Raw genomic sequence first — 26,132 nt, 5'->3', positions numbered from 1 at the left:
TCTAGGTCGGGACCAGTTCGATCAGGTCGAGGTTGGACTCGTTCTGCGGCCAAGGGATGACGAGGCGCCAGCGGGCGTCGCCGATCCGCTCCAGAACGGCGACGATGTCGCGGTCGGGGCGCTGGCCATAGGAGTTGGCGGGCGGCTCGGCGGCCAGGGCGACGGAGCCCAGCATGACCATCTGGCGGGAGTCTTCGGGGAACAGCAGGCCGGAGGGGCGCTGGGAGCCCGTGGTCTTGGAGAATTTCAGGCCCCGCGGCGTCTGTTCGATGCGGCACTGGAACCAGTCGTAGATCACGAAGCCGAGGCCGGTCTCTCCGCCCTGGGAGCCGAGTTTGACGGTGCGGCAGCGATAGTTTCCGGGGGGCGGCGCGACGCTGTTGCGGGCGGCGTCCCGTTCGATCAGTTGCCCGAGCGAGCGAAGGTCGCCCGAGCCGGGCTGACGCCGCGCCTGCTCCAGCGCCAGTCGCCAGGCGGCGTCACGCCGGACGTAGCGATCGCGATCGGTGGCGGTAATGATGCTGCGCCAGTCGCGCAGTTCCACCATGCCCGGTCCGGACGGCGGCGGCGGCGGCGGAGGGGGCGGCGGGGTGCTGGCGCATCCCGCGACAAGGGAGGCGGCCAGCAGCAGGAGGGTCGAAAGGGCGAGAATGCGCATGGCCGCAAGGGGCCTGACGCCTCGTCCGCCGTCAAGCTAGACGATCATCACCGTGCCGATCAGCAGGCGGGCCCCGCGCTGACCGAGGATGATGTTGGTCGCCGACTGCAACTGGGCGGCCAGGCGTTCGACGTTCGGCACGCCGCCGGGCAGGAGGGTGTTGGCCTCGCGCTGGACGAGGATGTTGAACACCGCCCGCATGCGCGGCTGCGACTGTTCTGCGCGCAGCTTCAGCGCAGCGTCGGGGGCGTCGACCCCGGTCTCGACCGTCATCACGCCGCGACGACCATCGGACCGCATCGTGGTGGCGGTGACCGTGGGATAGCGGACGTATCCGCCGGACGAACCGCCGCCGCCGCCGCCTCCGCCGCCCGATGCGAGGGCGGGCGTGGCGGCGAGCGCGAGCGGGGCGAGGAGAAGGGCGCGACGTTTCATGCCCGACCTTATGGCACGGGCTCGCTTAAGGTCCGGTTACGCCGCCGCCTCGACCCGCGCCGGCTCCATCGGCTTGAGGTCGAGGAGGGCGAACAGTTTCGCATCCTCGTCCTGTTCCGGGTTGGGCGTGGTCAGAAGCTTGCCGCCGACGAAGATGGAGTTGGCGCCGGCGAGGAAGCAGAGGGCCTGCATCTCCGGGCTCATGGTCTCGCGCCCGGCCGAGAGGCGGACCATGGCGCGGGGGCAGACGAGGCGGGCGACGGCGACGGTGCGGACGAACTCGATCGGATCGATCTCGCCGGTCTTCAGGACGCGCTCGCCGAGCGGCGTGCCGGTGACGGGCACCAGGGCGTTGACCGGGAGACTGTCCGGATGGACCGGCAGGGTGGCCAGGGCATGCAGGAGGCCGGCGCGATCGCGGCGGCTCTCGCCCATGCCGACGATGCCGCCGCAGCAGGTCGACATGCCCGCGTCGCGGACATGTTCGAGGGTGTCGAGCCGGTCCTGATACGTCCGGGTCGTGACGACCTCGGCGTAGTACTCGGGGCCGGTGTCGAGGTTGTGGTTGTAGTAGTCGAGGCCGGCGGCTTTCAGCTGTTTCGCCTGATCGGCGGTCAGCATGCCCAGCGTCGCGCAGGTCTCCAGACCGAGCGCCTTCACGCCCGAGATCATGGCGGCGAGTTTGGGGGTGTCGCGATCCTTCAGCTCACGCCAGGCGGCGCCCATGCAGAAGCGCGATGCGCCACCGGCCCTGGCGGCCATGGCCTCGGCGAGGACGGCGGTGGTGTCCATCAGCTTCTCGGCCTTCAGGCCCGTATCGAAGCTGGCCGACTGGGAGCAGTAGCCGCAGTTCTCGGCGCAGCCCCCGGTCTTGATCGACAGCAACTGGGACTTCTGCACCTCCGACGGATCGAACCAGCGGCGGTGAACCGTCGCAGCTTCGAACACCAGTTCCATGAAGGGGCGGGCGAACAGGGCCTCGACCTCGGTCAGGGTCCAGTCGTGGCGGGGCAGGGACAGGTCGGTCATGGGCGGCTTGGTGGCTGAAGGCGGGTGCGGACGCAAGGGGGGCGGGGTCCGGTTCAGAGATCAGGCCCCCAGCATGATCTCGCCCCGGCCCAGGTCCACGATCACGGTCTCGAACAGGCCCAGGATATCCACCCCCATCAGGATGGCCGGAACGTCGCCATACCCCCAGTGCCTGAAGACATGAAAGTCGCCCGCCAGCACCGGCACCCGGCTGAGCGCGACGCCGGCGAAATGCAGGTCGTGCAGCAGGACCGCCGAGGCGATGGCCGAGCTGCCGGTCGGGGACATGACCGGGATACGATCCGTGCCGTCGTCCAGCAGAATGGGCGAGACCCGCCCCCCGTCCATGGCGGGCCGGTTGATCAGGCTGACCTGGGCGCCAGTATCGATGATGACCCGGATCGGTGCTCCGCGGGACCGCCCCTCCAGTGTGATCGGCCCGCCAATCCTGTGCGGCCCGCCGTCTGCGAGGGGGCTCACCGTATCGGGCGCATCGAAGAAGCCGATCGGCGGCGGCCGGGAGCGGCTGATCCGCGCCCAGTTGCGCCCCTTGAATTGCAGCACGAGTCGATACCCGGACAGCAGGTCCGCGCCGATCAGGCCGTCGGCCCCGTCGAGGCCTGCTCGGCTGGCCAGGGCGAGCCGCACCTCGGAACGATCCAGGCCACCGGAGCGGATTTGGTCGGCTGTCACAGACTCGACCACCTCGCGGCCGATCAGGGTGTGCATGGCGATCGGGCCGGATCGACGCAGGCCGAGGCTCGAGGCCAGGTCGTCGGCGACGACCGAGGCGCTGGCGGCGGTGTCGATGGCGAACAGAAAGGGCCCTTGACCGTCGATCATGACCGGCAGGGTCAGCCGGCCGCCGTGGATCAGACGGTCCGACCGGCGTTCGAGGGCCTGACGGGCGCCGGCCGGGCTTGCGAGAAGAAGGGCGGAGGCGGAGGCGGCGGCGATGAGGGCGCGGCGGGGGAGCGTCGCGTTGTTCCTAGCGGTCCTCGTCATGGCGATAGATCCGGCCGTCGCGCATGACGAACCCGACCGATTTCAGCACGGTCACATCGGCCAGGGGGTCGCCCTCGACGGCGATGAGGTCGGCGCGCTTGCCCGGCTCCAGCGATCCGACCTCGGCCGAAAGGCCCAGAAGGTCGGCGGCGTTGACGGTGGCGGCCTGGATCGCGGCCATCGGCGTCATGCCGTACTGGACCATCAGCTCGAACTCGTCGGCGTTGCGGCCGTGGAGCGAGACGCCCGCGTCGGTGCCGAAGGCGATGCGGACGCCCGCCGGCCAGGCCGCCTGCAGCGACTGGCCCGTGATGGAGATGCGCCACAGGATCTTGGGCAGGACCTCGGGCGGATAGGCGTTGGGATCGGCGGCCAGACGTGCGCGGTAGCCGTTCACGGTTGAGAGAGTGGGCACATAGTAGGCGCCGCTCTCGCGGAACAGGCGGAGGGTGTCGTCGTCGAAGATGGTGCCGTGCTCGATGGAATCCGCGCCGAGACGCAGCGCCAGGTCGATGCCGTCGGCGCCGTGTGCGTGGACGGCGACCTTCTTGCCATACAGGTGGGCCGTCTCGATCAGGGCGCGCGCCTCGTCCTCGAACATCTGGGCGCCCAGCCCCGCGCTGATCCGGCTGTTGACCCCGGCGGTGGTGGCGATCTTGATGACGTCGGCGCCGCGCCCGACCTGGAGGCGCACCGCCTCGCGGCAGCTTTCGACGCCGTTGCAGACGTTCACCGGCTCGCCCATCATCTCACGCACGTCGTCGGCGAGGCTGAGGCGGCCGTCCATATGGCCCGAGGTGGTCGAGATGGACTGGGCCGCGTCGATGATGCGGGGCCCGGCGATCTCGTGCCGGGCGGTAGCGTCGCGTAGGGCCAGGGTCACTCCGCCCGAGTCGCCCAGATTCCGCACGGTGGTGAAACCGGCCATCAGGGTGTCGCGCGCGTTGCCGGCGGCCTCATAGGCCCGGGCGGGCAGGCTGTCGGTAAAGTTGGCCAGCAACCCCGCCTGGCCGGCGCGGTCGGACGTCAGGTGCACATGGCTGTCGATCAGGCCCGGCAGGACGAACCGGTCGCGCAAGTTCACGACGGTCGCGCCCGGGAAGGCTTCGACCCCGACGAACCCGTCCTGGACCGCCTCGACCTTGCCGTCGCGGATGACGACGGTGGAGGCGCCGCGCGGCGCCTGTCCTGGACGATCCAGCAGATGGCCCGCCTGGACCAGGGTGACGGCGCCGGCGGCGGGCGCCGTGGTCCCGTTCTGGGCCGTCGCCGCGGTTCCTGTCAGCAGGGCGACGATGGCCCCCGCGATCACAGCCTTCATGAACTCACTCCCCGATTTTGAGGGAGTTTAGGCATGCGGCGAGGCGGAGGGGAATGGGCTCAGCCGACCTTGCGGCGAGAGGCCCAGGAACGCTCGTCGAAATGGGTGGCCTGAGCCACGGCGATCAAGGGTTGGCCGCCCGCATCCCCGTCACGGCGCTCGGCCACGACGATGTCTCCGGGCTGGAAGCTCCAGCTTTCGTCCTCGGGAACGATCTGATCAGCGATCTGGTAGGTGGTCTCGCCAAGACGTCGGGCTTCCACCGGGCGCCAGACGTCGGTTCCCTCGTCCAGCAGGCGCACGAAGACGGTCGAGAGTTCAGTAGATGAAGCCATCGCCGCCGACATGGATCACGTCTCCAGAGACCTCTTCGATCACGACCGACCGGCCTGTCTCCGGATGAATATAGCGCGTCGCGGCCTATCCTGTCTCGCGATTGACGGCGGAGTGTCGTTCGCCGCGATCCCGGGCCTCCTCAATCTGCTCAATGGTCCAGCCACGCGCGGCCATCTGCCGAGCCAACCTGTGTGGTGACTTGACCATCTTGCTGGACCGTCAGCTCCGATAGTCCCCGTTGATCTCGATGTAGCCCTTGGTCAGGTCGCAGGTCCACACGGTGGCGGAGGCGCGGCCCGAGCCGACATCGACGGTGATGTCGATCTCGGGCTTCTTCATATAGGCGCTCATCTTCGTCTCGTCGTAGGTGGGCGAGACCGCGCCGTCGACGGCGGCGACGTGGGGGCCGAAGCGGATGGCGAGCTGGTCGCGATCGACCGGCTCCTCGGTCTTGCCGACAGCCATGACGACCCGACCCCAGTTGGCGTCCTCGCCGGCGATGGCGGTCTTGACCAGGGGGCTGTCGGCGATCGACTTGGCCAGCTTGCGGGCCGAGGCGGGGCTGGCGGCGCCATCGACGGTGACGCGGACGAACTTGGTCGCGCCCTCGCCGTCGCGAACCAGCTGGTGGGCGAGGTCGAGCATGACCTTGTCCAGGGCGGCGGAGAAGTCCTTCAGGCGGCGGTCGCCGACCCGGCCGATACGCGGCGCGCCCGAGGCTCCGGTCGCGAACAGCAGGCAGGTGTCGTTGGTCGAGGTGTCGCCGTCGACGGTCACGCTGTTGAACGTCGTGCGGACGTGCAGGCCCAGCAAGGCGCGCAGCACGGTCGGGTGGATGTTGGCGTCGGTGACGATGAAGCCCAGCATGGTCGCCATGTCGGGCGCGATCATGCCCGAACCCTTGGCGATCCCGGCGATGCGGACCTTGAAGCCGTCGATGGTCGCCTCGGCATAGGATCCCTTGGGGAAGGTGTCGGTGGTCATGATGCCGCGTCCGGCGGCGGCCCACTGTTCGGTCGGCGGAACGTCGGAATCGAGCTTCGTCTCGACCTCTTGCAGCCTGGCGGCGATCTTCTTGTCGTCGAGCAGGACGCCGATCACCCCGGTGGAGGCCAGCATGACATCGCGCTGGCGACAGCCGAACCGCTTGGCGACCTCAGAGGCCGTGCGGCGGGCGGCGTCCGCCCCGGCCTTGCCGGTGAAGGCGTTGGCGCAGCCGGCGTTGACCACCAGGGCGCGGACATCGAGGCCCCCGCCAGGCGCATCGAGGTGGCGACGGCACCAGTCGACCGGCGCCGAGCCGATCTTGTGGCGGGTGAAGACGCCGGCGCAGGTCGTGCCGCGCGCGAAGCGGAAGACCGTCAGGTCGTCACGCTGGTGTTTGTAGAAGCCGGCGCGGGCGGTGGTGATCTCGACCCCGCCGACGGGCGGAATGGCCGGGAAGGGGACGGCGAGGGGCGAGACCTTGAGACCTGGCTTGCCGGGGGCGGCCGGAACAGGCGTGGCGGCCGGCTGCGGCTGGGTCGCACGCTTGATGGCGGAGGTCAGGGGATCGAAGGCCTTTTCGATCGCGTTTTCGATGGCCTTGCCGGTGGAGGCGGATTTCTTGTCGTTGCTCACTGGGCGGCGGCTTTCGCAGGCGTGGCGGCGGGGTCGGGCGTTGCGACGGGCGGGGCGGCCGGCGCCGGGGCCGTGGTGGTCGGCGCCGGGGCCGTGGTGGTCGGCGCCGTCGGGGTCGGACTGGGCGCCGCGGCAGCCGAAGCCGGTTCCTGCGGCGCGCCGCTCTCGGCGGCCAGGAGAACGTCGACCCTGGCCTTGCCGCGCAGCTCTTCGAGCAGCTGGCGCACGCCTTCGTAGGTCAGGTAGCGGACGATCTGGGGCCGGGCCTGATCGAGGGTGGGCGGGCTTTCGCGACGGCGATCCTCGACCCGCAGCACGGCCCAGCCGCCTTCGGTCTGGAACGGGCCGACGGTCGAGCCGGCGGCGGCATCGCGCAGCGCATTGGCATAGGCCTGGGGCATGACGTCGGCCGTGGAATAGCCGAGGTCCCCGCCGGAGAAGCGGGTCGCCTCGTCGATCGAACGCTCCTGGGCCACGGCCTCGAAGCTGGCGCCCTGGCCCAGAATGCCCATGACGGCGTCGGCCTCGGGCTTGGTGCGCGACAGGATCAGGCGGACGCGGATCTCCTCCGAGGTCCGGGCGAGGCGCAGCTGCTCCTGATAGAGGGTCTGGACGGCCTGGTCGTTGATCCGGCCATTGACCTCGTTCTCGACCAGCATGTCGCCGAGGATGCGCTCGCGCGTGGCCTGGAGGCGGCGCTGGGCCAGCGGGGAGTTGTCCAGGCCGCGGCGCTCGGCCTCGGCGGCCAGAAGCTTCTGGTCGATGACCTCGTCCAGCACGCGGCGGAACAGGTCCGAGGTGACGTCGAGCGGCTCGCCCTCGCCGACCAGGCCTTGCGCCACCGCCTCGCGTTTGACGTCGGAGGCCCAGATGGTCTGGTCCTGAACCTCTGCGACCGCCCGGTCGCCCGGTTCCGGCGCGCGATCATCGCCGCCGCCGCGACCGCAGGCGCTCAACGCCAGAACCAGCGCGAGGCTGAGGAAAACCAAAGGGTTGCGCGAATGTCGCATCGGACGCTCCGTCCCGTTTGAAGGGGTCCAAACGCCGGGCCAAAAAGCCCCTCGCGTTGACAGGGGTATGGCCGGTGCTTAAGTCCCGCCTGCGCCCAAGTCGAGGGGTTTTCGATCGTATGCGCGGCGTGTTTCGCCGCCTCGCCCGGCAGCCTCTCTCGCGGCGTCTCATCGCCGCCCCCTACGGGCAAATTCCAGAGCTCTAGACCGCTCGACCGCCACCGGATCGCCCATGCTCGGCTTCGCCAAGAAACTCTTCGGCTCTTCCAACGACCGCAAGGTCAAGGACTTCATGAGCCGGGTCCAGAAGATCAACGATCTGGAGCCCAGGTTCGCCGCCCTGTCGGACGACGAACTGCGGATGATGACGCAGACCTTCAAGGATCGGGTCGCTGGCGGCGAGACGCTCGACAAGCTGCTGAACGAGGCCTTCGCCGTCGCACGTGAGGCTTCCAGGCGCGTCCTGGGCCAACGCCAGTACGACGTGCAGCTGACCGGCGGCATGATCCTGCACGACGGCGGCATCGCCGAGATGCGCACGGGTGAAGGCAAGACCCTGGTGGCCGTGGCCCCGGTGTATCTGAATGCGCTCGAGGGCAAGGGCGTCCACGTCATCACCGTCAACGACTATCTGGCCCGCCGCGACGCCGAGTGGATGGGTCGCGTCTATCGCTTCCTGGGTCTGGAAGTGGGCGTGATCGTCAACGGCCTGTCGTCCGGCCAGCGCCAGGCCTCCTACGCCGCCGACATCACCTACGGCACCAACAACGAGTTCGGCTTCGACTATCTGCGCGACAACCTGGTCTATGACCGCAAGGAGATGGTGCAGCGTCCGCACAACTTCGCCATCGTCGACGAGGTCGACTCGATCCTGATCGACGAGGCGCGCACACCCCTGATCATTTCGGGCCCGACCGAGGACCGTTCGGATCTCTACAAGATCTGCGACGCCCTGATCAAAGAACTGATCAAGGATACGTCGACCTTCGACCTCGACGAGAAGCAGCGCCAGGCCCTGCTGACCGAAGAGGGCTCGGAACAGGTCGAACAGCTGCTGGAAGCCGGCGGTCACTTCGCCGAGGACACCACGGGTCTGTACGACGCCGCCAACATCAGCCTGGTGCACCACGTCAACCAGGCCCTGCGCGCCAACACCCTGTACCAGAAGGACAAGGACTACATCATCAAGGGCGGCGAGGTCGTCCTGATCGATGAGTTCACCGGTCGCATGATGACCGGACGCCGCCTGTCCGAAGGCCTCCACCAGGCCATCGAGGCCAAGGAGGACGTCAAGATCCAGCCCGAGAACCAGACCCTGGCCTCGGTGACGATCCAGAACTATTTCCGACTGTACGAAAAGCTGTCCGGCATGACCGGCACGGCCGCGACCGAGGCCCAGGAATTCCTCGACATCTACAAGATGGACGTCCTGGAAGTGCCGACCAACCGCCCGGTCCAGCGCATCGACTATGACGACGAGGTCTATCGGACCTACGCCGAGAAAAACCTGGCCATCGCCAAACAGATCGCCGACTGCCGCGAACGGGGTCAGCCCATCCTGGTCGGCACCGTCTCGATCGAGAAGTCCGAACAGCTGTCCGCCCTGCTCGACACCTATGAGCACAAGGTCGAGGTGTCGCGGACCCTGAAGAAGGAATTCGCCGGCAAGGACAAGGAGGCCGCCAGGATCGGCGACGCCGCCTACGACATCGTCTGGGAGACGAAGTTCAAGGGGATCCCGCACAACGTCCTGAACGCCCGCCAGCACGAGCAGGAGGCCTTCATCGTGGCCGACGCCGGCCTGCCGGGCGCGGTGACCATCGCCACCAACATGGCCGGTCGCGGCACCGACATCCAGTTGGGCGGCAACCTCGAGATGCGGGTCGAGAAGTACCGCCTCGACCAGCGCAACCTCGCCATTGAGGTGACGCCGGAGATGCTGGCGGCCGAGGAGGCCCGGCTGAAGGCGGATATCGCGGTTCAGAAGCAGATCGCGCTGGACGCCGGCGGCCTGTTCGTTCTCGGCACCGAGCGCCACGAGAGCCGCCGTATCGACAACCAGCTTCGCGGCCGGACGGGCCGTCAGGGCGACCCGGGCACGTCGAAATTCTACCTGTCCTGCGAGGACGACCTGCTGCGTATCTTCGCCGGCGATCGTCTGGACGCCATCATGCGCAGCTTCGGCGTGGCGGAGGGCGAGGCCATCTCGCACCCGTGGCTGAACCGCGCCGTCGAGACGGCCCAGAAGCGCGTCGAGACCCGCAACTACGACATCCGCAAGAATCTGCTGAAGTACGACGACGTCGTGAACGACCAGCGCAAGGCCGTGTTCGAACAGCGCCAGGAGTTCATGGACTCCGAGGACCTGTCGGAACTGGTCGGCGAGTTCCGCCGCGACGTGGTCACCGACCTGGTCGACCGCTTCATGCCGCCCAAGGCCTATGCCGAACAGTGGGACATCGACGGCCTCGACGAGAAGGTGAAGTCGACCCTGGGCCTCGACCTGCCGCTGCACGACTGGGCCGCCGAGGAAGGCGTGTCGAACGAGGAGGTCGAGGAGCGTATCCAGGAGGCCGCCGAGGCGCGCACCGCCGAGCGTCTGGCGCAGCTGGGCGAAACCCAGACCCGGGGACTGGAAAAGCAGTTCCTGATGCAGATGATCGACATGCAGTGGCGCGAGCACCTGGTGCACCTCGACCATCTGCGCGGCGTCATCGGCCTGCGCGGCTACGGCCAGCGCGACCCGCTGAACGAGTACAAGACCGAGGCCTTCTCGCTGTTCGAGACACTGCTGCACGAGCTGCGCCATAATGTGACGCGCTGGCTGATGACGGTCGAGTTCCGCTTCGAGGCCCCGCCGCCGATGGAAATGCCCGAGTTCCAGGAAATCCACCTGAACCCCGGCACGGGCGTCAACGAAATGGCCGACCCGTCGTCCCAGAACCCTGAGGGTCAGATGACCGGCGACGCCCGTTCGCGCCTGCCCGTCGAACTGCTGCCGGCCGGCTGGGAGCGCACGCCCCGCAACGCCGACTGCCCCTGCCATTCGGGCCGCAAATTCAAGCACTGCCACGGGGCTCTCGTTTAAGGCGCCAACGCGCGCGACGCGGTCGCTTGCTGCTTAAGCGCGGCTTGGGACGTTATCCGTCGACGCGCTGCTTGAGCGCGGCCCGGGTCTGGGGGAAGAGGGGAGATGACCTACAAGCACCTCTTCTCACGCGCCCTCACTCTCGACCCCGAGCGGCTGCATTTCGCGGCCCACAGCCACCACCTTTGGCCCGACGCCTCGTTCGACGGGCAGGTGCGGGCCTGGGTCGAGGCGAACCATTTCGCCGACCGGAAGTGGGATCTGGTGTTCGGCGAGGTCGTGCCGGAAGCGCAGAAGCATATCGCGAAAGAGCTGGGCCTGCCGGATCCGGAGACGGTGGTCTTCGCGCCCAACACCCACGACTTCCTGATCCGCATCTTCTCTGGCTGGGAGACGAAGCCGGTCCGCATCCTGACCACGGACGGGGAGTTCCACGCCTTCCGCCGCCAGGCCGAGCGCTGGGAAGAGAGCGGCGACGCTGTCGTCGCGCGCGTGCCGCTGGAGCCGTTCGAGACCTTCGACGCGCGGTTCACGGCGGCGGCGAGGGCGGGCGGTCACGACGTCATCGTGGTCAGCCAGGTCTTCTTCAAGACCGGCCAGGCGATCGGCTGCATCGACGATCTGGCGGCCCTGGCGAAGCCGGAAGGGCCGTGGGTGATCGTCGACGGCTACCACGGCTTCATGGCGACGCCGACGGACCTGTCGGCCGTGGCTGACCGGATCTTCTATGTCTCGGGCGGCTACAAATACGCCATGACCGGCGAGGGGGCGGGCTTCCTGCATGCGCCGCAGGGCTTCTGCGAGCGGCCGGTGGTGACCGGCTGGTTCGCCGAGTTCGGCAATCTGATGGGGCCTCCTGACGGCGTGCAGTACCGGGGCGACGCGGGCCGGTTCTGGGGGGCGACGTTCGAGTCGACGCCGCTGTACCGCTTCAACGGCGTGCGCAGGATGCTGGACGAACAGGGGCTGACCACGGCGGACATCTCGGCCCATGCCGACCGGCTGCAGGCGCGGTTCGCCCAGGCCCTGGCGGCGGGCGACTGCGCCGCCCTGGGCGAGGCGGAGGTGCTGAACCCGATCATGGGCGACAACCGTCCTCGCGCGCGGTTCCTGGCCCTGAAACACAGGGACGCCCAGCGCTGGCGCGCCGATCTGCTGGCCGCCAACGTCGTCACCGACGTGCGTGACGACACGATCCGCTTCGGCTTCGGCCTCTATCAGACCGACGAGGATGTCGAGCGTCTGATCGCCGTCTGCAAACGCCTGTTCTGATCTAGAAGAAGGTCGTGTCTTCCGTCTGGCTTGGCTGAGGCGGGGCGGCCGGGGTCGTGCGTGGCGGCGGCGTCGGGCGCGGCTGTGGGGTCGAGGGCGCGGTTCCCGGTTGAGCCGGCGGGATCGTCTGACCTGCGGGCGGGATCGGTCCGAGGGTCGGATAGGGCAGGCTTTCGGGCGTGCCGTCTCCGGGTACCGGCGTCGTCGACGGGATGGCTGGTCCCGGCTCTCCGACACTCGCGGGGGCAACGACGTCCGGGGCCGAGAAATCGTCGCGGATGAAGGCCCAGGAGCGGCTGTCGGCGCAGGCGCAGGCCTTCATGAAGCCGTCCCGGTCGCGCCAGATCACCAGCGGATAGCCCGTCGGAGCGCCGGCCTCGCGCAGAAGGCCGGTCAGCCGGGTGACGAACTGGCGGCTGGCCTCGACCACGGCCGAGCGGGCCAGGTTGCCGTCGGCGGCGGGAATGCCGGCCGCCGTCCAGTTGCGCGAGGGGGTGGCGGTCCAGCGCTGGTATAGGCTCCAGTCGCGGCTCAGCCACAGCTCGGCGACGGTGGCGCGCTCGGCCGGGGTGGACTGGACCTGACCCTCGCGATCGGCGCGGGCGAAGACGATGACGCGGGCTTCCACGCCGCCGGCGCGCAGCTTTTCGGCCTCCTCGCGCTCGTAGCGTTGGGTGGAGGCGCTGTCGCGATAGCCGATGATATAGAGGGGTTCGCCGCCGCCGCCGCCCGAAACCCACGAGGCCTCGTCCAGCAGGCGCTGGATCTCGGCCTGGTTCCGCGAGATCGTGACCGGCTGGAACCGGGCGTAGAAATTCCAGTAGGCCCAGTAGCCTCCGCCGGCCAGGGCCAGGCCGATGACCACCGCGAGGGCGGACCAGATCAGAAAGCGACGCATGCGGGGGAGCGCTCCAGCTTCAGCATATCGGCGAGACTAACGCTTAACACCGAATTGGGTCGCGCGCCTCATTCCTCCCCCATCAAGGGAGGGGGACTGCGAAGCGGTGGAGGCGCATACCCCGGAAGCCCGATTTGAGGTGAGCCCCCTGTTACGCCACCAGGGCCGGTTCCAGCGGCAGCAGTGCCCTGACCACCAGACGGCTCAGCATACGCCCCTCCAGCGGGATGATGGCGTCGACGAACTGGTTGCTGGCGTCGGAGTCCATGGCGGGCGGGGCCTGCAGCAGGCTGGCGGCGAGCTGGAAGGTTTCCTGCACCCCGTCGACCAGAACGCCGGCCATGCGCGTGCCCTCCTGAATGACGACGATGACATGGCGGCTGGAGGGTTCGGTCCGGCCCAGACCCAGCCGGCAGCGCAGGTCCAGCACCGGCATCACCGCGCCGCGCAGGTTGATGACGCCGAGGATATAGTCCGGCGTATGGGGCATCGGCGTGGCCGGGCTCCAGCCCCGGATCTCGCGCACCGAACGGACGTCGATACAGTATTCCTGGCCCCCGATCTCGAACGAGATCAGTTCCACTGTTCCGCCTGCGTCAGGGTCGGTATCCAGGTCGAGCGCAGGCATGGTCAGAACTCCTCCCAGGCGTCGGCCCTGAGGGCCGCATTTCCGATCGAGCGAGGCGCCGGGCGGGATGTCTTGCCCGCCGGTCGGGCATAGGCCGCGATCCGGGCCTGGGCGGAGTGGACCGGGTTGCCCCGATCGGCGCCGGAGACATCGCCGACCTTGAAGCGCGACACCAGGGCCCCCAGCTCGCCCGCCTCGCCCTTCAGCGAATGGGAGGCGGCGGTCGACTGCTCGACCATGGCCGCGTTCTGCTGGACCATCTGGTCCATGTGGTTGACGGCGGTATTGACCTGGCTGAGGCTGGACGCCTGTTCCTGGGCCGAGGCGCTGATCTCCGAGACCAGGCCGTCGATGACGGCGACGTGGTCCACGATCCGGCCCAGGCTGTCGCCGGTCTCGCCGACGAGGGACACGCCCTGGCTGACCTGCTGGCCCGAGGCCGAGATCAGGGTCTTGATCTCCCTGGCCGCTTCCGCCGAGCGCTGGGCCAGGGCCCGGACCTCGGAGGCGACGACGGCGAAACCTCGTCCGGCTTCGCCGGCGCGGGCCGCCTCGACGCCCGCGTTCAGGGCCAGGAGGTTGGTTTGAAAGGCGATCTCGTCGATCACCCCGATGATCTGGCTGATCTCGGCCGAGGACTTCTCGATCTGGCCCATGGCGGCGATGGCGCGCTGGACCACCTCGCCCGAGGTCTCGGCGTCGCTCCGTGCCGAGGCCACGGCCTGGGCGGCCTGCTGCGAGCCCGACGCGGTGCGTTTGACGGTCACCGTGATCTGTTCGAGCGCCGCCGCCGTCTCCTCCAGCGACGCCGCCTGCTGTTCCGTGCGCCTGGACAGGTCGTCCGAGGCCGAGGCGATCTCTTCCGAACCGACGCGGACGGAGTTGGCCGAGCCTGAAATCGACCCAACGGTCTCGGCGAGGGTCGTCACAGCGCTGTTGAAATCGTCCTTGATGGCCTGGAAGCGCGGATCGACTTCAATATCCACCCGGACCGTCAGATCGCCCGCAGCCATCCGTTTCAGGCCGTCGGCGAGGGCCGCGAAGACGACGCTCTGCTGCTCTTCCATTTCAAGACGCGCAGCTTCGGCCGCCTGACGCCTGGCTTCCAGCGATTCAAGATAGACCGATATGGACAGATCCATGTCCAGCAGGCTCGCCTTGACCAGGGCTCCCAGCTCTCCGGCCGTTGAAGCGGCGGTCACGCCCCGGGCGTTGAGCGCGTGCTTCGGCCAGCGCGCCTCCAGCAGCTTGCCCACGATCGCTTCGAGCACCAGGGCATAGCCGCCGATATACCATCTCGGTTCCAGCCCGATCCGGGCGTGCACCTCTCCGACCTTCTTGACGCCGTCGGCATAGCGGTCGTCGTACTGGCCGCTGGAGATGATGTCCCAGTGGGCGATCTGCTTCTTGTGGGCGGCGCCGATATGGGCCTCATCACTGAAGAAGGCACGGGTCTCGGGGGTCGCCCTGACCTGACTGTAAAAACCGTCCAGCGCCGCCGGCATCTCTTTCATGACCAGAGACTTGATCGAGCGGATCCGCGACAGGGCCGCCTCGTCCAGCTTCATGAACCGGATGCGGCTGTCCACGGCGGTGTTGGCTGACATGTTGTTTACGACCGATCAATGCGATGGGACGCGTGTGGGCTGTCCCGCCTCTCGGAACGCTAGAAACGTCGCGGTAAGAATTCATTATTAACGCGCTAGGCATTTCTACCTAGGGGTGGAGCTCACCCCATCGTCGGGATCACGAAAGAGCTGTCCGCGTGTTCCAGGTCGCTGTCCGGCCAGCGGGCGGTGATGGTCTTGACCTTGGTCCAGAACTTCACGCCCTCCATGCCGTGCTGGTTGGTGTCGCCGAAGGCCGAGCGCTTCCAGCCGCCGAAGGTGTGATAGGCGACCGGCACCGGGATCGGGACGTTGATCCCGACCATGCCGACATTGACCCGGGCGGCGAAGTCGCGGGCCGCGCGGCCGTTCTGGGTGAAGATGGCGACGCCGTTGCCGTACTGGTGCTTCGAGGGCAGCGACAGGGCTTCCTCGAACGAGGCAGCGCGGACGATCTGCAGCACCGGGCCGAAGATCTCCTCCTTGTAGGACTCCATCTCAGGCGTGACGTGGTCGAACAGCGACGGGCCGATGAAATAGCCGCGCTCGTGACCCTGCAGGGAGAAGCCGCGGCCGTCGACGACCAGTTCGGCGCCGTCCTTGACGCCCTGTTCGATCCAGCCTTCGACGCGGGCCTTGTGCTGGGCCGTGACGACGGGGCCGTAGTGGGCGCCCGCGTCGGTCGAGACGCCGACCCGCATGGTCGGGATCTCGGCGACCATCCGCTCGCGCAGTTCGTCGGCCGTTTTCTTGCCGACCGGCACCACGACCGGCAGGGCCATGCAACGTTCGCCGGCCGAGCCATAGGCCGCGCCCGACAGGTCCTTGATCACCTGGTCCATGTCGGCGTCGGGCAGGACGATGCCGTGGTTCTTGGCCCCGCCCATGGCCTGGACCCGCTTATGGTTGGCGGCCCCGACCTGGTAGACATAGTGGGCGATGTCGGACGAGCCGACGAAGCTGACGGCGTGGACCAGCGGGTGCTCAAGGATGGCGTCGACCGCCGCCTTGTCGCCGTGGACGACGTTCAGCACGCCGGCGGCGGCGCCCGCCTCCATCATCAGTTCGGCCAGACGGACCGGCACGGACGGATCACGCTCCGACGGCTTGAGGATGAAGGTGTTGCCGACCGCGATGGCGACCCCGAACATCCACATCGGGATCATGGCCGGGAAGTTGAACGGGGTGATGCCCGAGACGACGCCCAGCGGCTGGCGCATCGAATAGACGTCGATGCCGGGCCCGGCGCCCCAGGTGTATTCGCCCTTGAGCGCGTGCGGGATGCCGCAGGCGAACTCGATGACTTCCAGGCCGCGCTGGATGTCGCCCTTCGAGTCGGCGACGACCTTGCCGTGCTCGGACGACAGCAGCTCGGCCAGCTCGGTCATGTTGGCTTCGACCAGGCGCTTGAACTCGAACATCACGCGGGCGCGGCGTTGTGGGTTGGTCGAGGACCAGCCTTCGAAGGCGTTCTGGGCTGACTGGACCGCGCGATCCATCTCGGCGACCGTGGCCAGCTGGACACGGGCCTGGACCTCACCGGTGTTCGGGTTGAACACATCGGCGAACCGGCCCGAGGCGCCGGTGAAGGATGCGCCGTCGATGAAATGGTTGATGTCGCGCATGGCGGCGTTCCCTGGAAGCAGACTGTTCTTGTTTCGCGCGCGGTTTAGCGGCGCGAGGCCGCCGACGCCAGTGTCAGCGCGTCCCTCCCGGGACCCATTTCACATCGGCTGCGCCATTGGCGTTGGCCCGGCGGGCGGCCACGAACAGGTGGTCGGAGAGGCGGTTCAGATAGCGGACGGCCTCGGGCGTCACGGGGGTTCCGGTCTCGACCAGGCGGATCGCGTCGCGTTCGGCGCGGCGGGCGACCGTCCGGGCCAGATGCAGATGCGCCGACAGGGGGGAACCGCCCGGCAGGATGAAGCTGTCGAGCGCCTTGAGGCTCTCGTTCATCCAGTCGATCTCGGTCTCGAGCCGGTCGATCTGCGACTGGACGATGCGCAAAGCCTCCCATTTCGGCGGCGGATCAAGGGGCGTGGCCAGATCGGCGCCGAGGTCGAACAGCTCGTTCTGGATCCGGCCCAGCATGGCGTCGATCCGGTCGTTCTGGCCCGAGTGCAGCCGGGCCACGCCGATGACGGCGTTCAGCTCGTCGACCGTGCCGTAGGCCTCGACGCGGGGATCGGACTTGGACACCCGGGCGCCGGAGGCGAGACCCGTGTCACCGCCGTCGCCGGTGCGGGTGTAGATCTTGTTGAGGACGACCACCTCAGGCCCCGTGCGTGGATTTCCACCACAGGCCGGCCATCAGGAGCACGATCGCCGTGGCCTGCAGAGCGACCCGCAGTCGCATCAGCTTGTTGGAATTGGACCGGGCGTAGTCGCCGCCGCGATACAGCGAGTAGATGCCGAACCCGAGGGTGATGGCGACCGCGCCGATGGCGATCAGGACGAGGATGTCGAAGACGTTCATGGCGGCAATCTAGGCCTGTCCGACACGCCGCGCCAGCGACCGACGGTGCGGCGACTTACCGCCGTTCAGGTTCGGCTAACCCTGCTTCTCGGCCCGATCCTAACCTTTGCCATGGCATGTGGCGGGGGTCAGGAGCCTGAATGACCGACCGCTCGATCCGCAATCTGGACAATCTGAGAACCTCCGCCTCGACCGCGCGGGTGCTCAACCTGCTGCGGGTCAGTCATGAGCACGGCCGCACCGACGGCTGGCGCAAGTCTCCCCTGTTCGAGAACCCGACCCTGAACCGCTGTCTGGTCATCAAGCACCGGCTGCGTCGCAACGAAGTCGATGAGTTCCGGGTGCGACGCTATGTAGCGACCAAGATCATCCTGCCGATCGACGGCGAGGACCTGCGCGTCGGCGGCCGCTATCTGTTCGTGGACCAGGTCGGGTTCGACAAGATGCTGGAACAGTCCATGGGCATCGGCCCGAAGCATCCGGACCGTCGCACACTGTCCTTGATCGACGAACTGCCCAGCCTGGATCCCTTCCTGCTGCGCGAGCAGTTGCGCCGCAACGGTCACGCGCCGGACCCCTGCTATTTCAACGTCTCCGAGGCCGACCTGATGCGGATGGCCGATTTCGTGGCCAACGAGATCACGCCCCTGGTCGACCTCAGCATGGGGCCCGGGGCGGACCTCACGGCCGACAATCCGGTCGCGCGTCTGACGGCCAAGATCATGTCGAACTCGGCCGGCGAGGACATGAGCGCGCTTGGCCAGACCCTGATGCTGGCGCCGGAGGAGTATGAGGAGGGCGTCTTCTGCTGGAAGGGGTTCCTCTATTACAAATGGGCCCTGCAGATGATCACCGGCGACATCGGCTGGGTCGTCGACAGCGTCCGGCGGGTGCGACCACGCGGTCGGGTCGATACCGAACAGCACGTCGCCATCGACCGCGCCAAGGAACAGGTGCGCCGTCGCATCCTGCTGACCTGCGAGGCCACGGCCGACATGCTGCGCGTCTACGACGACGCGTTCCGGGGCCTGACGCGCGAGGGCAAGCCGACGGCCTTCCGCGACTTCCTGCGCGACGCGCCGATCCTGTTCGCGCGTCTGGGCGAGCGGCTGGGCGCGATCCAGCACATCGTCAGCTTCTGGCGCTACCGGATGAGCGGCGACAAGGCGACACCGGGGGCCGAGGAGCTGCTGGATCTCCTCGCCGATTTCGAGACCAGCCTGTCTGGCCGCGAACGTCCGGACGCGCTCGCGCTGGCGGCCTGACCCGACCCCGGGCGTGCGTCATCCGCGCACCGGACGTCGTCGCGCCCGATCAGAAATCACGGTGACGCATGGCGACATCACTGCGGTCATAGCGCGCGCCGAACCGCTCCATGATTTCGGGGTCATGCCGAAAGCCGAGTTTTTCATAGAGATGGATCGCGGCCTCGCACCGTCGATTGGTCATCAGATAAAGAACCCGCGCGTTCAGTCCGATGGCCCGGTCCAGCACCGCCTCCAGCAAGGCTTCGCCCACCTTGTGCCCGCGAGCGGCTTCCAGAACGCCCATCTTGGTCAACTCGAACTGACCGTCGCCCGTCTTCTGTAGCGCGCAGGTTCCCACGACGCCGAGTCCGGGGACCTCGGCGAACAGGATGTCGCCCCCCTGCGAGATGATGAGGGCTTCCGGGTTCTCCAGCACGTCCCGATCCGTCGTTTCCAGCGCGAACATCGCCTCGATCCACTGGACGTTGATGTCATGGAAATCCTTTGCCCGGTCCGACGTGAAGGGAAGGATCTGGACCACCGGGCCAGATCGGGACGCTGCGGCGCGCCGGTGCAGCGGCTGGACGTCGAGTGAACGCTCAACGGCGTCCAGCTGTGCCAGAAGCGGGCCGTCCAGGCTCGCGCACAGAGCCCTGACGCTCGCCTCGACGGCCGGCCAGACGTCGGTCCGGGAGCGAGCGACGACGTCTATGCCGGCCGCAGAAAGCTTTAGAGTCCGGCGGCGGCGGTCTTTGGCGGCGGGGCCGTTCTCGACAAGGCCCGCTTCAACCAGTTTGCCGATGGCCCGCGTCACGCCGGGCTGGCTGACGCCGGTCGCCTCCACCAGCGCTCCGACGGAGAGGGGGCCGTTGGCGTCAAGCGCCGCCAGAATCGGATACTGGCCGGGCTGCACCGGCAGGCCGGCTCGCTCGATCACCACCATGACGTCCGCCTGCATCCGTTCGCCGAGGCGTTTGAGGCGGCTGCCCAGAAAGAGATGAGGTCGAGCCCTGAGAATATCCATGGTCGCTTCTCGAGTTACATATCAGGGTATGTAATGAGGTAAAAAAAGGGGTGTCAACCCCGGGATGGGGCCCTCGCCGGATCGCGCGGCGAGGGCCTCTATCCCTAGTAGCGGTAGGCTTCCGGCTTGAACGGGCCTTGGGTCGGCACGCCGATGTAGTCGGCCTGTTCCTTGTTGAGCACGGTCAGCTTGGCGCCCAGCTTGGCCAGGTGGAGCATGGCGACCTTCTCGTCGAGGTGTTTGGGCAGGGTGTAGACCTGGTTCTCGTAGGCCTTGATGTTGGTCCACAGTTCGATCTGGGCCAGGGTCTGGTTGGTGAAGGACGCCGACATCACGAACGAGGGGTGGCCCGTCGCATTGCCCAGGTTCACCAGACGGCCTTCCGACAGCAGGATGATCTTCTTGCCGTCCGGGAACTCGACGTGGTGGACCTGCGGCTTGATCTCGTCCCACTTGAAGTTCTTCAGGCCGGCGACCTGAATCTCCGAGTCGAAGTGACCGATGTTGCAAACGATGGCGTTGTTCTTCATCGCGCGCATGTGGTCGACGGTCAGGACGTCCAGGTTGCCCGTGGCGGTGACGAAGATGTCGGCCTCGTGGGCCACGTCCTCGACGGTGACGACCTCATAGCCTTCCATCGCGGCCTGGAGCGCGCAGATGGGATCGACTTCGGTGACCTTCACGCGGGCGCCGCCCTGACGCAGCGAAGCAGCCGAGCCCTTGCCCACGTCTCCGTAGCCGCAGACCACGGCGACCTTGCCCGACAGCATGACGTCGGTGCCGCGACGGATCGCGTCGACCAGCGATTCACGGCAGCCGTACAGGTTGTCGAACTTGGACTTGGTGACGCTGTCGTTGACGTTGATGGCGGGGAACGGCAGGTCGCCCTTCTTGGCCATTTCGTACAGGCGGTGGACGCCCGTGGTGGTTTCTTCCGACACGCCGCCGATGGCGTCGCGGATGGCCGAGTAGAAGCCGGGCTTCTCGGCGATGTAGCGCTTCATGACCTTGAAGAGGGCTTCCTCTTCTTCGTTCTGCGGGTTGGCCAGCAGGGACAGGTCTTTTTCAGCCTTCGGGCCGAGCACGCACAGCAGCGTCGCGTCGCCGCCGTCGTCGAGGATCAGGTTCGGATAGCCGCCGTCGGCCCATTCGAAGATCTTGTGGGCGTAGTCCCAGTACTCTTCCAGGGTCTCGCCCTTGGTGGCGAAGACGGGCGTGCCGTTGGCGGCGATGGCGGCCGCGGCGTGGTCCTGGGTCGAGAAGATGTTGCACGAGGCCCAGCGGACGTCGGCGCCCAGGGCTTCCAGCGTCTGGATCAGGACGGCGGTCTGGATCGTCATGTGCAGCGAGCCGGCGATGCGGGCGCCCTTGAGGATCTGTTGCGCGCCGAACTCTTCGCGCAGCGCCATCAGGCCCGGCATTTCCGTTTCGGCGATGGCGATCTCTTTGTTGCCGAAGGGGGCGAGCGAGATGTCGCGGACGATATAGTCGGTCATGAAGGCGGCTCCTTGAGCGCGGCAGGGTTCGAAGATTGCGCGCGCCTATAGCCCGCGAACGGACATAGGGCAAGAATCATATAAGGATGTCTTTATATGATCCTTGGTCCTCCCCCGTTGGGGGAGGTGGCGCGGCGCGGCTTCGCGACGTGACGGAGGGGGCTCACCTCAGACACCGCGTCTGCGGCGGACCCCCTCCACCACTTCGTGGTCCCCCTCCCCCGATGGGGGAGGAATACTACTGCGGCGTTTGCGACCGCACGCCCTGGGTCTCGGGCACATAGAGGCCGGTCACGGCCCGGGTGATGAACCCGCCCGGCTGGTTGCGGGGGCCGAAACGTTCGCAGGGGTCGGGCGTGGCGATGTCGCGCACCTCGCGATCCTTCGGCGCGAAGCTGTCGCCGACCTGGTCTCCGAACAGTTCCGCGAACTGCAGGGCGTCGCCGACGTGCGACAGGGACGGCGTGTCCATGCCCACGACGTTGGCGGAGCGGGCCCAGGCCAGGGCTGCGACCTGGGTTCCGCCCTCGATGACCAGTTCAGCCTCGGCGGCCAGCATGCCCGTGGTGCCCGGAGGGCGCACGCCGATGGGGCCGGGAATGAAGAAGTTGGCGACGGCCGAGGCGCCGGACCCGACCGCCCCGGTGGGCGCGATCCGCGTCACGGCGGTGCGGACCCGCGCGGCGTCGGGCGCAGGCGTCGGCAGAACGGTGAACCGCTCGCTGACTTCGTAGCAGACCTGACGATCGACCTCGCCGAGCACCAGGGCGACATCGGCCGGAGCGATGCCGTCGGCGGCGCCGGCGGTCAGGACGGTCGGCTCGATGAAGACCCGCTCGACGCCCTGCGCCGCCGCGTCATCACGCCGGTCGCGGACGGAGACCCGCAGCGTGCCCTCCTTTGTCTGGAGGCCATCATAGCTCTGCAGAAACCCCGCGTTGGCCGCCGGGGCTGTCTGGCAGGCTGCGAGGGCGAGCGCACTGATGAGCAGAGCGGGAGCGGCCCGAAGAAGGCGTTGGGTCATGAGGCGTATCCGAAGGGGAGGAGGCGGCATAACACCAAAGGAGCTGAAAGGATCATCGCCATGGTGTCACAGTTTTCGGCTTCGAAGGCGCAGTCTGCCCACTTCACCGAGACGGCCTGCGTTGTTCGCGGCCCTGGCCGTTGGCGCGGTCCGGAGATTGCCGTTGACCTTCGCTCGATCTCAGCAGCGATTGCGGCCTAGGCCGCCGCCTGCTCTGCCTTCCTGAGCGTGCTCGCCCGGACCTTTTCGCTCTCGGACTTCAGCTGCCCGCACGCCGCCAGGATGTCCCGCCCGCGCGGGGTGCGGATCGGCGAGGCGTAGCCGGCCTTGTTCAGGATGGCGGCGAACCGCTCGATCGTCTTCCAGTCCGAGCATTCATAGTCCGTGCCGGGCCAGGGGTTGAACGGGATCAGGTTGACCTTGGCCGGGATGCCCTCGATCAGCTTCAGCAGGGCGCGGGCCTCGTCGGGGCTGTCGTTGACCCCCTTCAGCATCACATATTCGAAGGTCACACGGCGGGCGTTGGAGATGCCCGGATAGGCGCGGATGCCGTCCATCAGAGCTTCGAGATTGTATTTCTTGTTCAGCGGCACGAGGACGTCGCGCAGGGCGTCGTTGGTGGCGTGCAGGCTGATCGCCAGCATGGCCTGGGTGCGGGTCCCCAAGGCGTCGAGCTGGGGAACGACGCCCGAGGTCGAGACCGTGATCCGCCGGCGCGACAGGGCGATGCCCTCGTTGTCGGAGATGATGTCGATCGCGTCGGAGACGTGGTCGAGATTATACAGCGGCTCGCCCATGCCCATGAAGACGATGTTTGACAGGCGGCGGTCTTCCTTGGGCGACGGCCATTCGTTCAGGTCGTCGCGGGCCACCTGGACCTGCGCCACGATCTCGGCGGCGGTCAGGTTGCGGACCAGCTTCTGGGTGCCCGTGTGGCAGAAGGTGCAGTTGAGCGTGCAGCCGACCTGGGACGAGACGCAAAGGGCGCCGGCCCGGCCCACGTCGGGGATGTAGACCGTCTCGATCTCGATGCCGGGCGCGGTGCGGATCAGCCATTTGCGCGTGCCGTCGTTCGACACCTGACGCTCGACGATCTCGGGGCGGGCCAGGGTGAAGGCGGCGGCCATCGCCTCCTGGGCGCTGCGGGCGATGTTGGTCATCGCCGCGAAGTCGGTGACCCCATAGTGGTGGATCCAGCTCCACACCTGAGAGGCGCGCATCTTCGCCTTCTCGGGCGGGCAGATGCCGGCGTCGATCAGCGCCTGACGCAGGCCCGCGCGCGTCAGACCGGAAAGGTTGACGGGGGCCGGTCTGGCCGGGGCAGAGGTGCGCGACAGGTCGAGCGTAACGCTCACGGGCGATGATCCTGAGTGGAGGGGAACGCGCCTTATAGCACGGATCGGGATGGATTTAAGGCGTCAGGTCCCTTCTCCCCTTGCGGGAGAAGGTGGCCGAGCGAAGCGAGGTCGGATGAGGGGTCACGCTGACGTTGAAGGTCGGCGTTGGTTCGGCTCACTGCCATAGCCGTCGTGACCCCTCACCCGACCGCACAAGGACGACGGCTTCGCCGCCGTGTGCGGTCTCCCTCTCCCGCACGGGGAGAGGGGTGTCACAGAATAAACCGGCTGAGGTCCGCATTCTTCGACAGGTCGCCGACTTTCTCCCGCACCGCGTCGCCGTCGAAGGTCAGGGTCTGGCCGCCGAGGTCCGAGGCCTTGAACGACGTCTCCTCCAGCACCCGTTCGATCACCGTGACCAGCCTGCGCGCTCCTATGTTCTCGACCGCGCCGTTGGCCGCCACCGCAGCATCGGCCATCGCCTCGACCGCGTCGGGCGTGAACTCCAGCGTCACGTCCTCTGTCGCCAGAAGCGCCTGGTTCTGGCGGATCAGATTGGCCTCGGGCTCGGTCAGGATGCGCACGAAGTCGTCGCGGGTCAGGGCCTTGAGCTCGACCCGGATCGGCAAACGGCCCTGGAGTTCGGGCAGAAGGTCCGAGGGCTTGGCGACGTGGAAGGCGCCTGAGGCGATGAACAGGACGTGGTCCGACTTCACCGGTCCGTATTTGGTCGAGACTGTCGTGCCCTCGATCAAGGGCAGCAGGTCGCGCTGGACGCCCTCGCGGGAGACGTCGGCGCCGCCGCGGTCTTGCCGCCCCGCAACCTTGTCGATCTCGTCGATGAAGACGATGCCCTCGTTCTCGGCCAGCCGAAGCGCGTCGCGGTTCAGGCTGTCCTGATCCAGCAGCTTGTCGCTCTCCTCGGTCACCAGCGGGGCGAGGGCGTCCTTGACCGTGGTGCGGACCGACTTCGTGCGCCCGCCACCGAGCTTGCCCAGCATGTCGGACAGGTTCAGCAGGCCGACATTGCCGCCGCCGCCCACGTCCAGCCCCTGGATCGGGGAGGCGTTGTCGGCCAACTGGATCTCGATCTCCTTGTCGTCCATCTCGCCGGCGCGCAGCTTCTTGCGGAAACTGTCGCGCGTGGCGGGCTGGGCTCCCGGTCCGACCAGGCCGTCGAGGATCCGTTCCTCCGCCGCCGCCTCGGCCTTGGCGCGGACGCCTGTGCGGCGGGCATCCCGGACCATGACCAAAGCCGCCTCGACCAGGTCGCGCATGATCTGGTCGACGTCGCGGCCGACGTAGCCGACCTCGGTGAACTTGGTCGCCTCCACCTTCAGGAAGGGCGAGCCGGCGAGGCGGGCCAGGCGGCGCGCGATCTCGGTCTTGCCGACGCCGGTCGGGCCGATCATCAGGATGTTCTTGGGCGTGACCTCGTCGCGCAGGTCGTCGGGCACGCGTTTCCTGCGCCAGCGGTTCCGCAGGGCGACAGCGACGGCGCGCTTGGCGTCGCCCTGGCCGACGATGAAGCGGTCGAGTTCGGAGACGATTTCGCGGGGAGACAGATCGGTCATGGTCCGCAGATAGTCGCTGTCAGCCCGCTGCGGGAGGGGGTGGCGTCACAGGAGCAGGGGGCGGATCGCTGATGATCTGGGCGAAGACCAGCACCCAGCCCATCGAGCGCTTCTGCCACAGATGAACGTAGTGGCCGGCGCGCGGGGCCACGTCCCGGGTCCACAGGGCGCGGCCATAGGTCCAGACCATGTCGCCTGCGCTCGACGATCCGCCGCCGAACGGGGCGCTGAACTCGAAACTGTGCGGCCAGGCGTCGAGCGCGGCGGGGAAGGCCTTGGCTCCGACGGCGGGCGGCAGGGGGGCGACATAGAGGCGGCCGTCGGGCGCCAGAAGCGACAGATGCGCCTCTTTCTGGTCGCGCAGGGCGGAGGCGGCGAGGACGGCCTCGACAGTGCGGACCTCGGACATCGCCGAGTTCGGGCTCGACGATTCCAGGATGGAGGTGGGCAGGAGAAGCGGCTCTGTCTCCGGGCCGGGCACTTCCGCGGCGCTGGCGCCGACCCCGCCGTCATAGACCCATTTCCACGATCCGTTGGCCTGGCGCTTCCAGATCGTGAAGTAGTGACCGGTGCGGCGACCCCCGACCTCAACCCCGCCCGTGGTGAAGCCGAGATCGCCGGACTTCGAGATTCCCGCCCAGTTCGGCCACCAGACCAGCGACGGAGCGGCCGGGTCGAAGACAGCGGCGGGGTCGAGAATGTCGTGCGCCAGTCGCGGCGCGCCGCCCGCGATCATCACGGCGTCGTCGGCCGACCATTTCAGGAAGGAGCCGTCGACGCCCATGGTCAGGCCGTCGGCCGCAAAGGCGCGCTCGGCCGCCACGACGTGCGAGGCCTCGGCGGGCTGGGCCTGCGCCGGACGGGCGAAGACCAGCAACAGGGCTGCGAGAAGGATCAGACGGGGCATCGGAACTCCAGCCGTCAGTCATGCCGGGATCGGCATGGATGTCCCGTTAAATCGCCGAAACCTGGGCGGCGCCCACCCTGACGGTTCCTGACTGGACATTTCCGGGGCGCTATCGCTCGGCTCGCCCCCCGGTCCGATCT

At 67.9% G+C, this 26,132-nt stretch carries 23 protein-coding genes; 3 read left to right on the top strand and 20 right to left on the bottom strand.

Translation table 11 applies throughout. The annotated features are described in order from the left end of the window. Nucleotide 1: 1 nt before the first annotated feature. From ACW17Y_RS15000 to ACW17Y_RS14965, 8 genes are all read right to left on the bottom strand, one after another. A complete protein-coding gene (locus ACW17Y_RS15000) occupies nt 2-658 on the bottom strand; it encodes a DUF4893 domain-containing protein (protein ID WP_492036472.1) in 657 nt (218 codons plus the stop codon). A 36-nt stretch (nt 659-694) separates the two neighbouring features. Beyond that, the gene (locus ACW17Y_RS14995) at nt 695-1,093 is read right to left on the bottom strand and encodes a Tat pathway signal protein (RefSeq protein ID WP_492036471.1); all 399 of its coding nucleotides are present in this window, start codon (nt 1,091-1,093) and stop codon (nt 695-697) included. Nucleotides 1,094-1,129: 36 nt separating this feature from the next. Continuing rightward, nucleotides 1,130-2,122 (bottom strand): biotin synthase BioB, encoded by a 993-nt coding sequence (gene bioB / locus ACW17Y_RS14990; protein WP_492036470.1) that lies wholly within the window; start codon nt 2,120-2,122, stop codon nt 1,130-1,132. A gap of 60 nt (nt 2,123-2,182) precedes the next feature. Continuing rightward, nucleotides 2,183-3,127, bottom strand: a complete 945-nt coding sequence (locus ACW17Y_RS14985) for an aspartyl protease family protein (protein ID WP_492036469.1) — start codon at nt 3,125-3,127, stop codon at nt 2,183-2,185. Further along, nucleotides 3,111-4,448 (bottom strand): metal-dependent hydrolase family protein, encoded by a 1,338-nt coding sequence (locus tag ACW17Y_RS14980; RefSeq protein WP_492036468.1) that lies wholly within the window; start codon nt 4,446-4,448, stop codon nt 3,111-3,113. The genes ACW17Y_RS14985 and ACW17Y_RS14980 overlap by 17 nt, the downstream gene beginning before the upstream one ends. Before the next feature lie 59 nt (nt 4,449-4,507). Further along, nucleotides 4,508-4,783, bottom strand: coding sequence for a hypothetical protein (locus ACW17Y_RS14975; protein WP_492036467.1), 276 nt, complete (start codon nt 4,781-4,783; stop codon nt 4,508-4,510). 220 nt (nt 4,784-5,003) lie between these two features. After that, entirely contained in the window at nt 5,004-6,404 is a 1,401-nt protein-coding gene (gene argJ / locus ACW17Y_RS14970; protein WP_492036466.1) for a bifunctional glutamate N-acetyltransferase/amino-acid acetyltransferase ArgJ, read from the bottom strand. Beyond that, nucleotides 6,401-7,414 carry a peptidyl-prolyl cis-trans isomerase gene (locus tag ACW17Y_RS14965; protein WP_492036465.1) on the bottom strand — a complete coding sequence of 338 codons (1,014 nt, stop codon included), beginning with the start codon at nt 7,412-7,414 and terminating at the stop codon, nt 6,401-6,403. Before ACW17Y_RS14965 ends, argJ begins: the two co-directional genes overlap by 4 nt. Nucleotides 7,415-7,646: 232 nt before the next feature. Here ACW17Y_RS14965 and secA point away from each other — a divergent pair, with 232 nt between their 5' ends. Further along, a complete protein-coding gene (gene secA, locus ACW17Y_RS14960) occupies nt 7,647-10,502 on the top strand; it encodes a preprotein translocase subunit SecA (RefSeq protein WP_492036464.1) in 2,856 nt (951 codons plus the stop codon). Between the two features lie 105 nt (nt 10,503-10,607). After that, nucleotides 10,608-11,774: an aminotransferase class V-fold PLP-dependent enzyme gene (locus ACW17Y_RS14955; RefSeq protein ID WP_492036463.1), complete on the top strand. Its 1,167-nt coding sequence runs from the start codon at nt 10,608-10,610 to the stop codon at nt 11,772-11,774. 1 nt (nt 11,775) lies between these two features. Here ACW17Y_RS14955 and ACW17Y_RS14950 read toward each other — a convergent pair whose 3' ends face one another. The 6 genes from ACW17Y_RS14950 to ACW17Y_RS14925 form a co-directional block, all read right to left on the bottom strand. Then, nucleotides 11,776-12,672, bottom strand: a complete 897-nt coding sequence (locus ACW17Y_RS14950; RefSeq protein ID WP_492036462.1) for a hypothetical protein — start codon at nt 12,670-12,672, stop codon at nt 11,776-11,778. A 151-nt stretch (nt 12,673-12,823) separates the two neighbouring features. Then, entirely contained in the window at nt 12,824-13,300 is a 477-nt protein-coding gene (locus tag ACW17Y_RS14945; protein ID WP_492036461.1) for a chemotaxis protein CheW, read from the bottom strand. A 2-nt stretch (nt 13,301-13,302) separates the two neighbouring features. Then, nucleotides 13,303-14,907, bottom strand: coding sequence for a methyl-accepting chemotaxis protein (locus ACW17Y_RS14940; protein ID WP_492036460.1), 1,605 nt, complete (start codon nt 14,905-14,907; stop codon nt 13,303-13,305). Between the two features lie 122 nt (nt 14,908-15,029). Continuing rightward, complete coding sequence (locus tag ACW17Y_RS14935) at nt 15,030-16,532, bottom strand: CoA-acylating methylmalonate-semialdehyde dehydrogenase (protein WP_492036459.1); 1,503 nt, start codon at nt 16,530-16,532, stop codon at nt 15,030-15,032. A gap of 73 nt (nt 16,533-16,605) precedes the next feature. Beyond that, nucleotides 16,606-17,178, bottom strand: a complete 573-nt coding sequence (locus ACW17Y_RS14930; protein WP_492036458.1) for a cob(I)yrinic acid a,c-diamide adenosyltransferase — start codon at nt 17,176-17,178, stop codon at nt 16,606-16,608. A 1-nt stretch (nt 17,179) separates the two neighbouring features. Next, nucleotides 17,180-17,383, bottom strand: a complete 204-nt coding sequence (locus tag ACW17Y_RS14925) for a twin transmembrane helix small protein (RefSeq protein WP_492036457.1) — start codon at nt 17,381-17,383, stop codon at nt 17,180-17,182. Nucleotides 17,384-17,523: 140 nt separating this feature from the next. Here ACW17Y_RS14925 and ACW17Y_RS14920 point away from each other — a divergent pair, with 140 nt between their 5' ends. Then, the gene (locus ACW17Y_RS14920) at nt 17,524-18,648 is read left to right on the top strand and encodes a hypothetical protein (RefSeq protein ID WP_492036456.1); all 1,125 of its coding nucleotides are present in this window, start codon (nt 17,524-17,526) and stop codon (nt 18,646-18,648) included. 49 nt (nt 18,649-18,697) lie between these two features. On the opposite strand, the gene ACW17Y_RS14915 is transcribed toward ACW17Y_RS14920, so the two are convergent. From ACW17Y_RS14915 to ACW17Y_RS14890, 6 genes are all read right to left on the bottom strand, one after another. Then, complete coding sequence (locus tag ACW17Y_RS14915; RefSeq protein WP_492036455.1) at nt 18,698-19,654, bottom strand: bifunctional helix-turn-helix transcriptional regulator/GNAT family N-acetyltransferase; 957 nt, start codon at nt 19,652-19,654, stop codon at nt 18,698-18,700. 104 nt (nt 19,655-19,758) lie between these two features. Continuing rightward, nucleotides 19,759-21,150 (bottom strand): adenosylhomocysteinase, encoded by a 1,392-nt coding sequence (ahcY, locus tag ACW17Y_RS14910; RefSeq protein WP_492036454.1) that lies wholly within the window; start codon nt 21,148-21,150, stop codon nt 19,759-19,761. A gap of 238 nt (nt 21,151-21,388) precedes the next feature. Further along, nucleotides 21,389-22,174 carry a DUF3313 family protein gene (locus tag ACW17Y_RS14905; protein ID WP_492036453.1) on the bottom strand — a complete coding sequence of 262 codons (786 nt, stop codon included), beginning with the start codon at nt 22,172-22,174 and terminating at the stop codon, nt 21,389-21,391. 197 nt (nt 22,175-22,371) lie between these two features. Continuing rightward, nucleotides 22,372-23,529, bottom strand: a complete 1,158-nt coding sequence (rlmN, locus tag ACW17Y_RS14900) for a dual-specificity RNA methyltransferase RlmN (protein WP_492036452.1) — start codon at nt 23,527-23,529, stop codon at nt 22,372-22,374. A gap of 254 nt (nt 23,530-23,783) precedes the next feature. Beyond that, complete coding sequence (hslU, locus tag ACW17Y_RS14895; RefSeq protein WP_492036451.1) at nt 23,784-25,085, bottom strand: ATP-dependent protease ATPase subunit HslU; 1,302 nt, start codon at nt 25,083-25,085, stop codon at nt 23,784-23,786. Between the two features lie 19 nt (nt 25,086-25,104). Continuing rightward, nucleotides 25,105-25,992 carry a Cif family virulence factor gene (locus ACW17Y_RS14890; protein ID WP_492036450.1) on the bottom strand — a complete coding sequence of 296 codons (888 nt, stop codon included), beginning with the start codon at nt 25,990-25,992 and terminating at the stop codon, nt 25,105-25,107. Between the last annotated feature and the right edge of the window lie 140 nt (nt 25,993-26,132).

Source organism: Brevundimonas sp. AVps7 (assembly GCF_058681545.1).
Note: the sequence above shows the minus strand (reverse complement) of the source record. Positions and strands in the feature narration are given on the sequence as shown.

Coding starts and splice junctions, on each gene's coding strand:
- ahcY (WP_492036454.1), bottom strand. CDS start 21,150: ATGACCGACTATATCGTCCGCGACATCTCGCTCGCCCCCTTCGGCAAC.
- ACW17Y_RS14925 (WP_492036457.1), bottom strand. CDS start 17,383: ATGAACGTCTTCGACATCCTCGTCCTGATCGCCATCGGCGCGGTCGCC.
- ACW17Y_RS14965 (WP_492036465.1), bottom strand. CDS start 7,414: ATGCGACATTCGCGCAACCCTTTGGTTTTCCTCAGCCTCGCGCTGGTT.
- secA (WP_492036464.1), top strand. CDS start 7,647: ATGCTCGGCTTCGCCAAGAAACTCTTCGGCTCTTCCAACGACCGCAAG.
- ACW17Y_RS14915 (WP_492036455.1), bottom strand. CDS start 19,654: ATGGATATTCTCAGGGCTCGACCTCATCTCTTTCTGGGCAGCCGCCTC.
- ACW17Y_RS14975 (WP_492036467.1), bottom strand. CDS start 4,783: ATGGCTTCATCTACTGAACTCTCGACCGTCTTCGTGCGCCTGCTGGAC.
- bioB (WP_492036470.1), bottom strand. CDS start 2,122: ATGACCGACCTGTCCCTGCCCCGCCACGACTGGACCCTGACCGAGGTC.
- ACW17Y_RS14985 (WP_492036469.1), bottom strand. CDS start 3,127: ATGACGAGGACCGCTAGGAACAACGCGACGCTCCCCCGCCGCGCCCTC.
- ACW17Y_RS14995 (WP_492036471.1), bottom strand. CDS start 1,093: ATGAAACGTCGCGCCCTTCTCCTCGCCCCGCTCGCGCTCGCCGCCACG.
- ACW17Y_RS14905 (WP_492036453.1), bottom strand. CDS start 22,174: ATGACCCAACGCCTTCTTCGGGCCGCTCCCGCTCTGCTCATCAGTGCG.
- ACW17Y_RS14890 (WP_492036450.1), bottom strand. CDS start 25,992: ATGCCCCGTCTGATCCTTCTCGCAGCCCTGTTGCTGGTCTTCGCCCGT.
- ACW17Y_RS14935 (WP_492036459.1), bottom strand. CDS start 16,532: ATGCGCGACATCAACCATTTCATCGACGGCGCATCCTTCACCGGCGCC.
- ACW17Y_RS14945 (WP_492036461.1), bottom strand. CDS start 13,300: ATGCCTGCGCTCGACCTGGATACCGACCCTGACGCAGGCGGAACAGTG.
- ACW17Y_RS14955 (WP_492036463.1), top strand. CDS start 10,608: ATGACCTACAAGCACCTCTTCTCACGCGCCCTCACTCTCGACCCCGAG.
- ACW17Y_RS14950 (WP_492036462.1), bottom strand. CDS start 12,672: ATGCGTCGCTTTCTGATCTGGTCCGCCCTCGCGGTGGTCATCGGCCTG.
- hslU (WP_492036451.1), bottom strand. CDS start 25,085: ATGACCGATCTGTCTCCCCGCGAAATCGTCTCCGAACTCGACCGCTTC.
- ACW17Y_RS14940 (WP_492036460.1), bottom strand. CDS start 14,907: ATGTCAGCCAACACCGCCGTGGACAGCCGCATCCGGTTCATGAAGCTG.
- ACW17Y_RS14920 (WP_492036456.1), top strand. CDS start 17,524: ATGACCGACCGCTCGATCCGCAATCTGGACAATCTGAGAACCTCCGCC.
- ACW17Y_RS15000 (WP_492036472.1), bottom strand. CDS start 658: ATGCGCATTCTCGCCCTTTCGACCCTCCTGCTGCTGGCCGCCTCCCTT.
- ACW17Y_RS14980 (WP_492036468.1), bottom strand. CDS start 4,448: ATGAAGGCTGTGATCGCGGGGGCCATCGTCGCCCTGCTGACAGGAACC.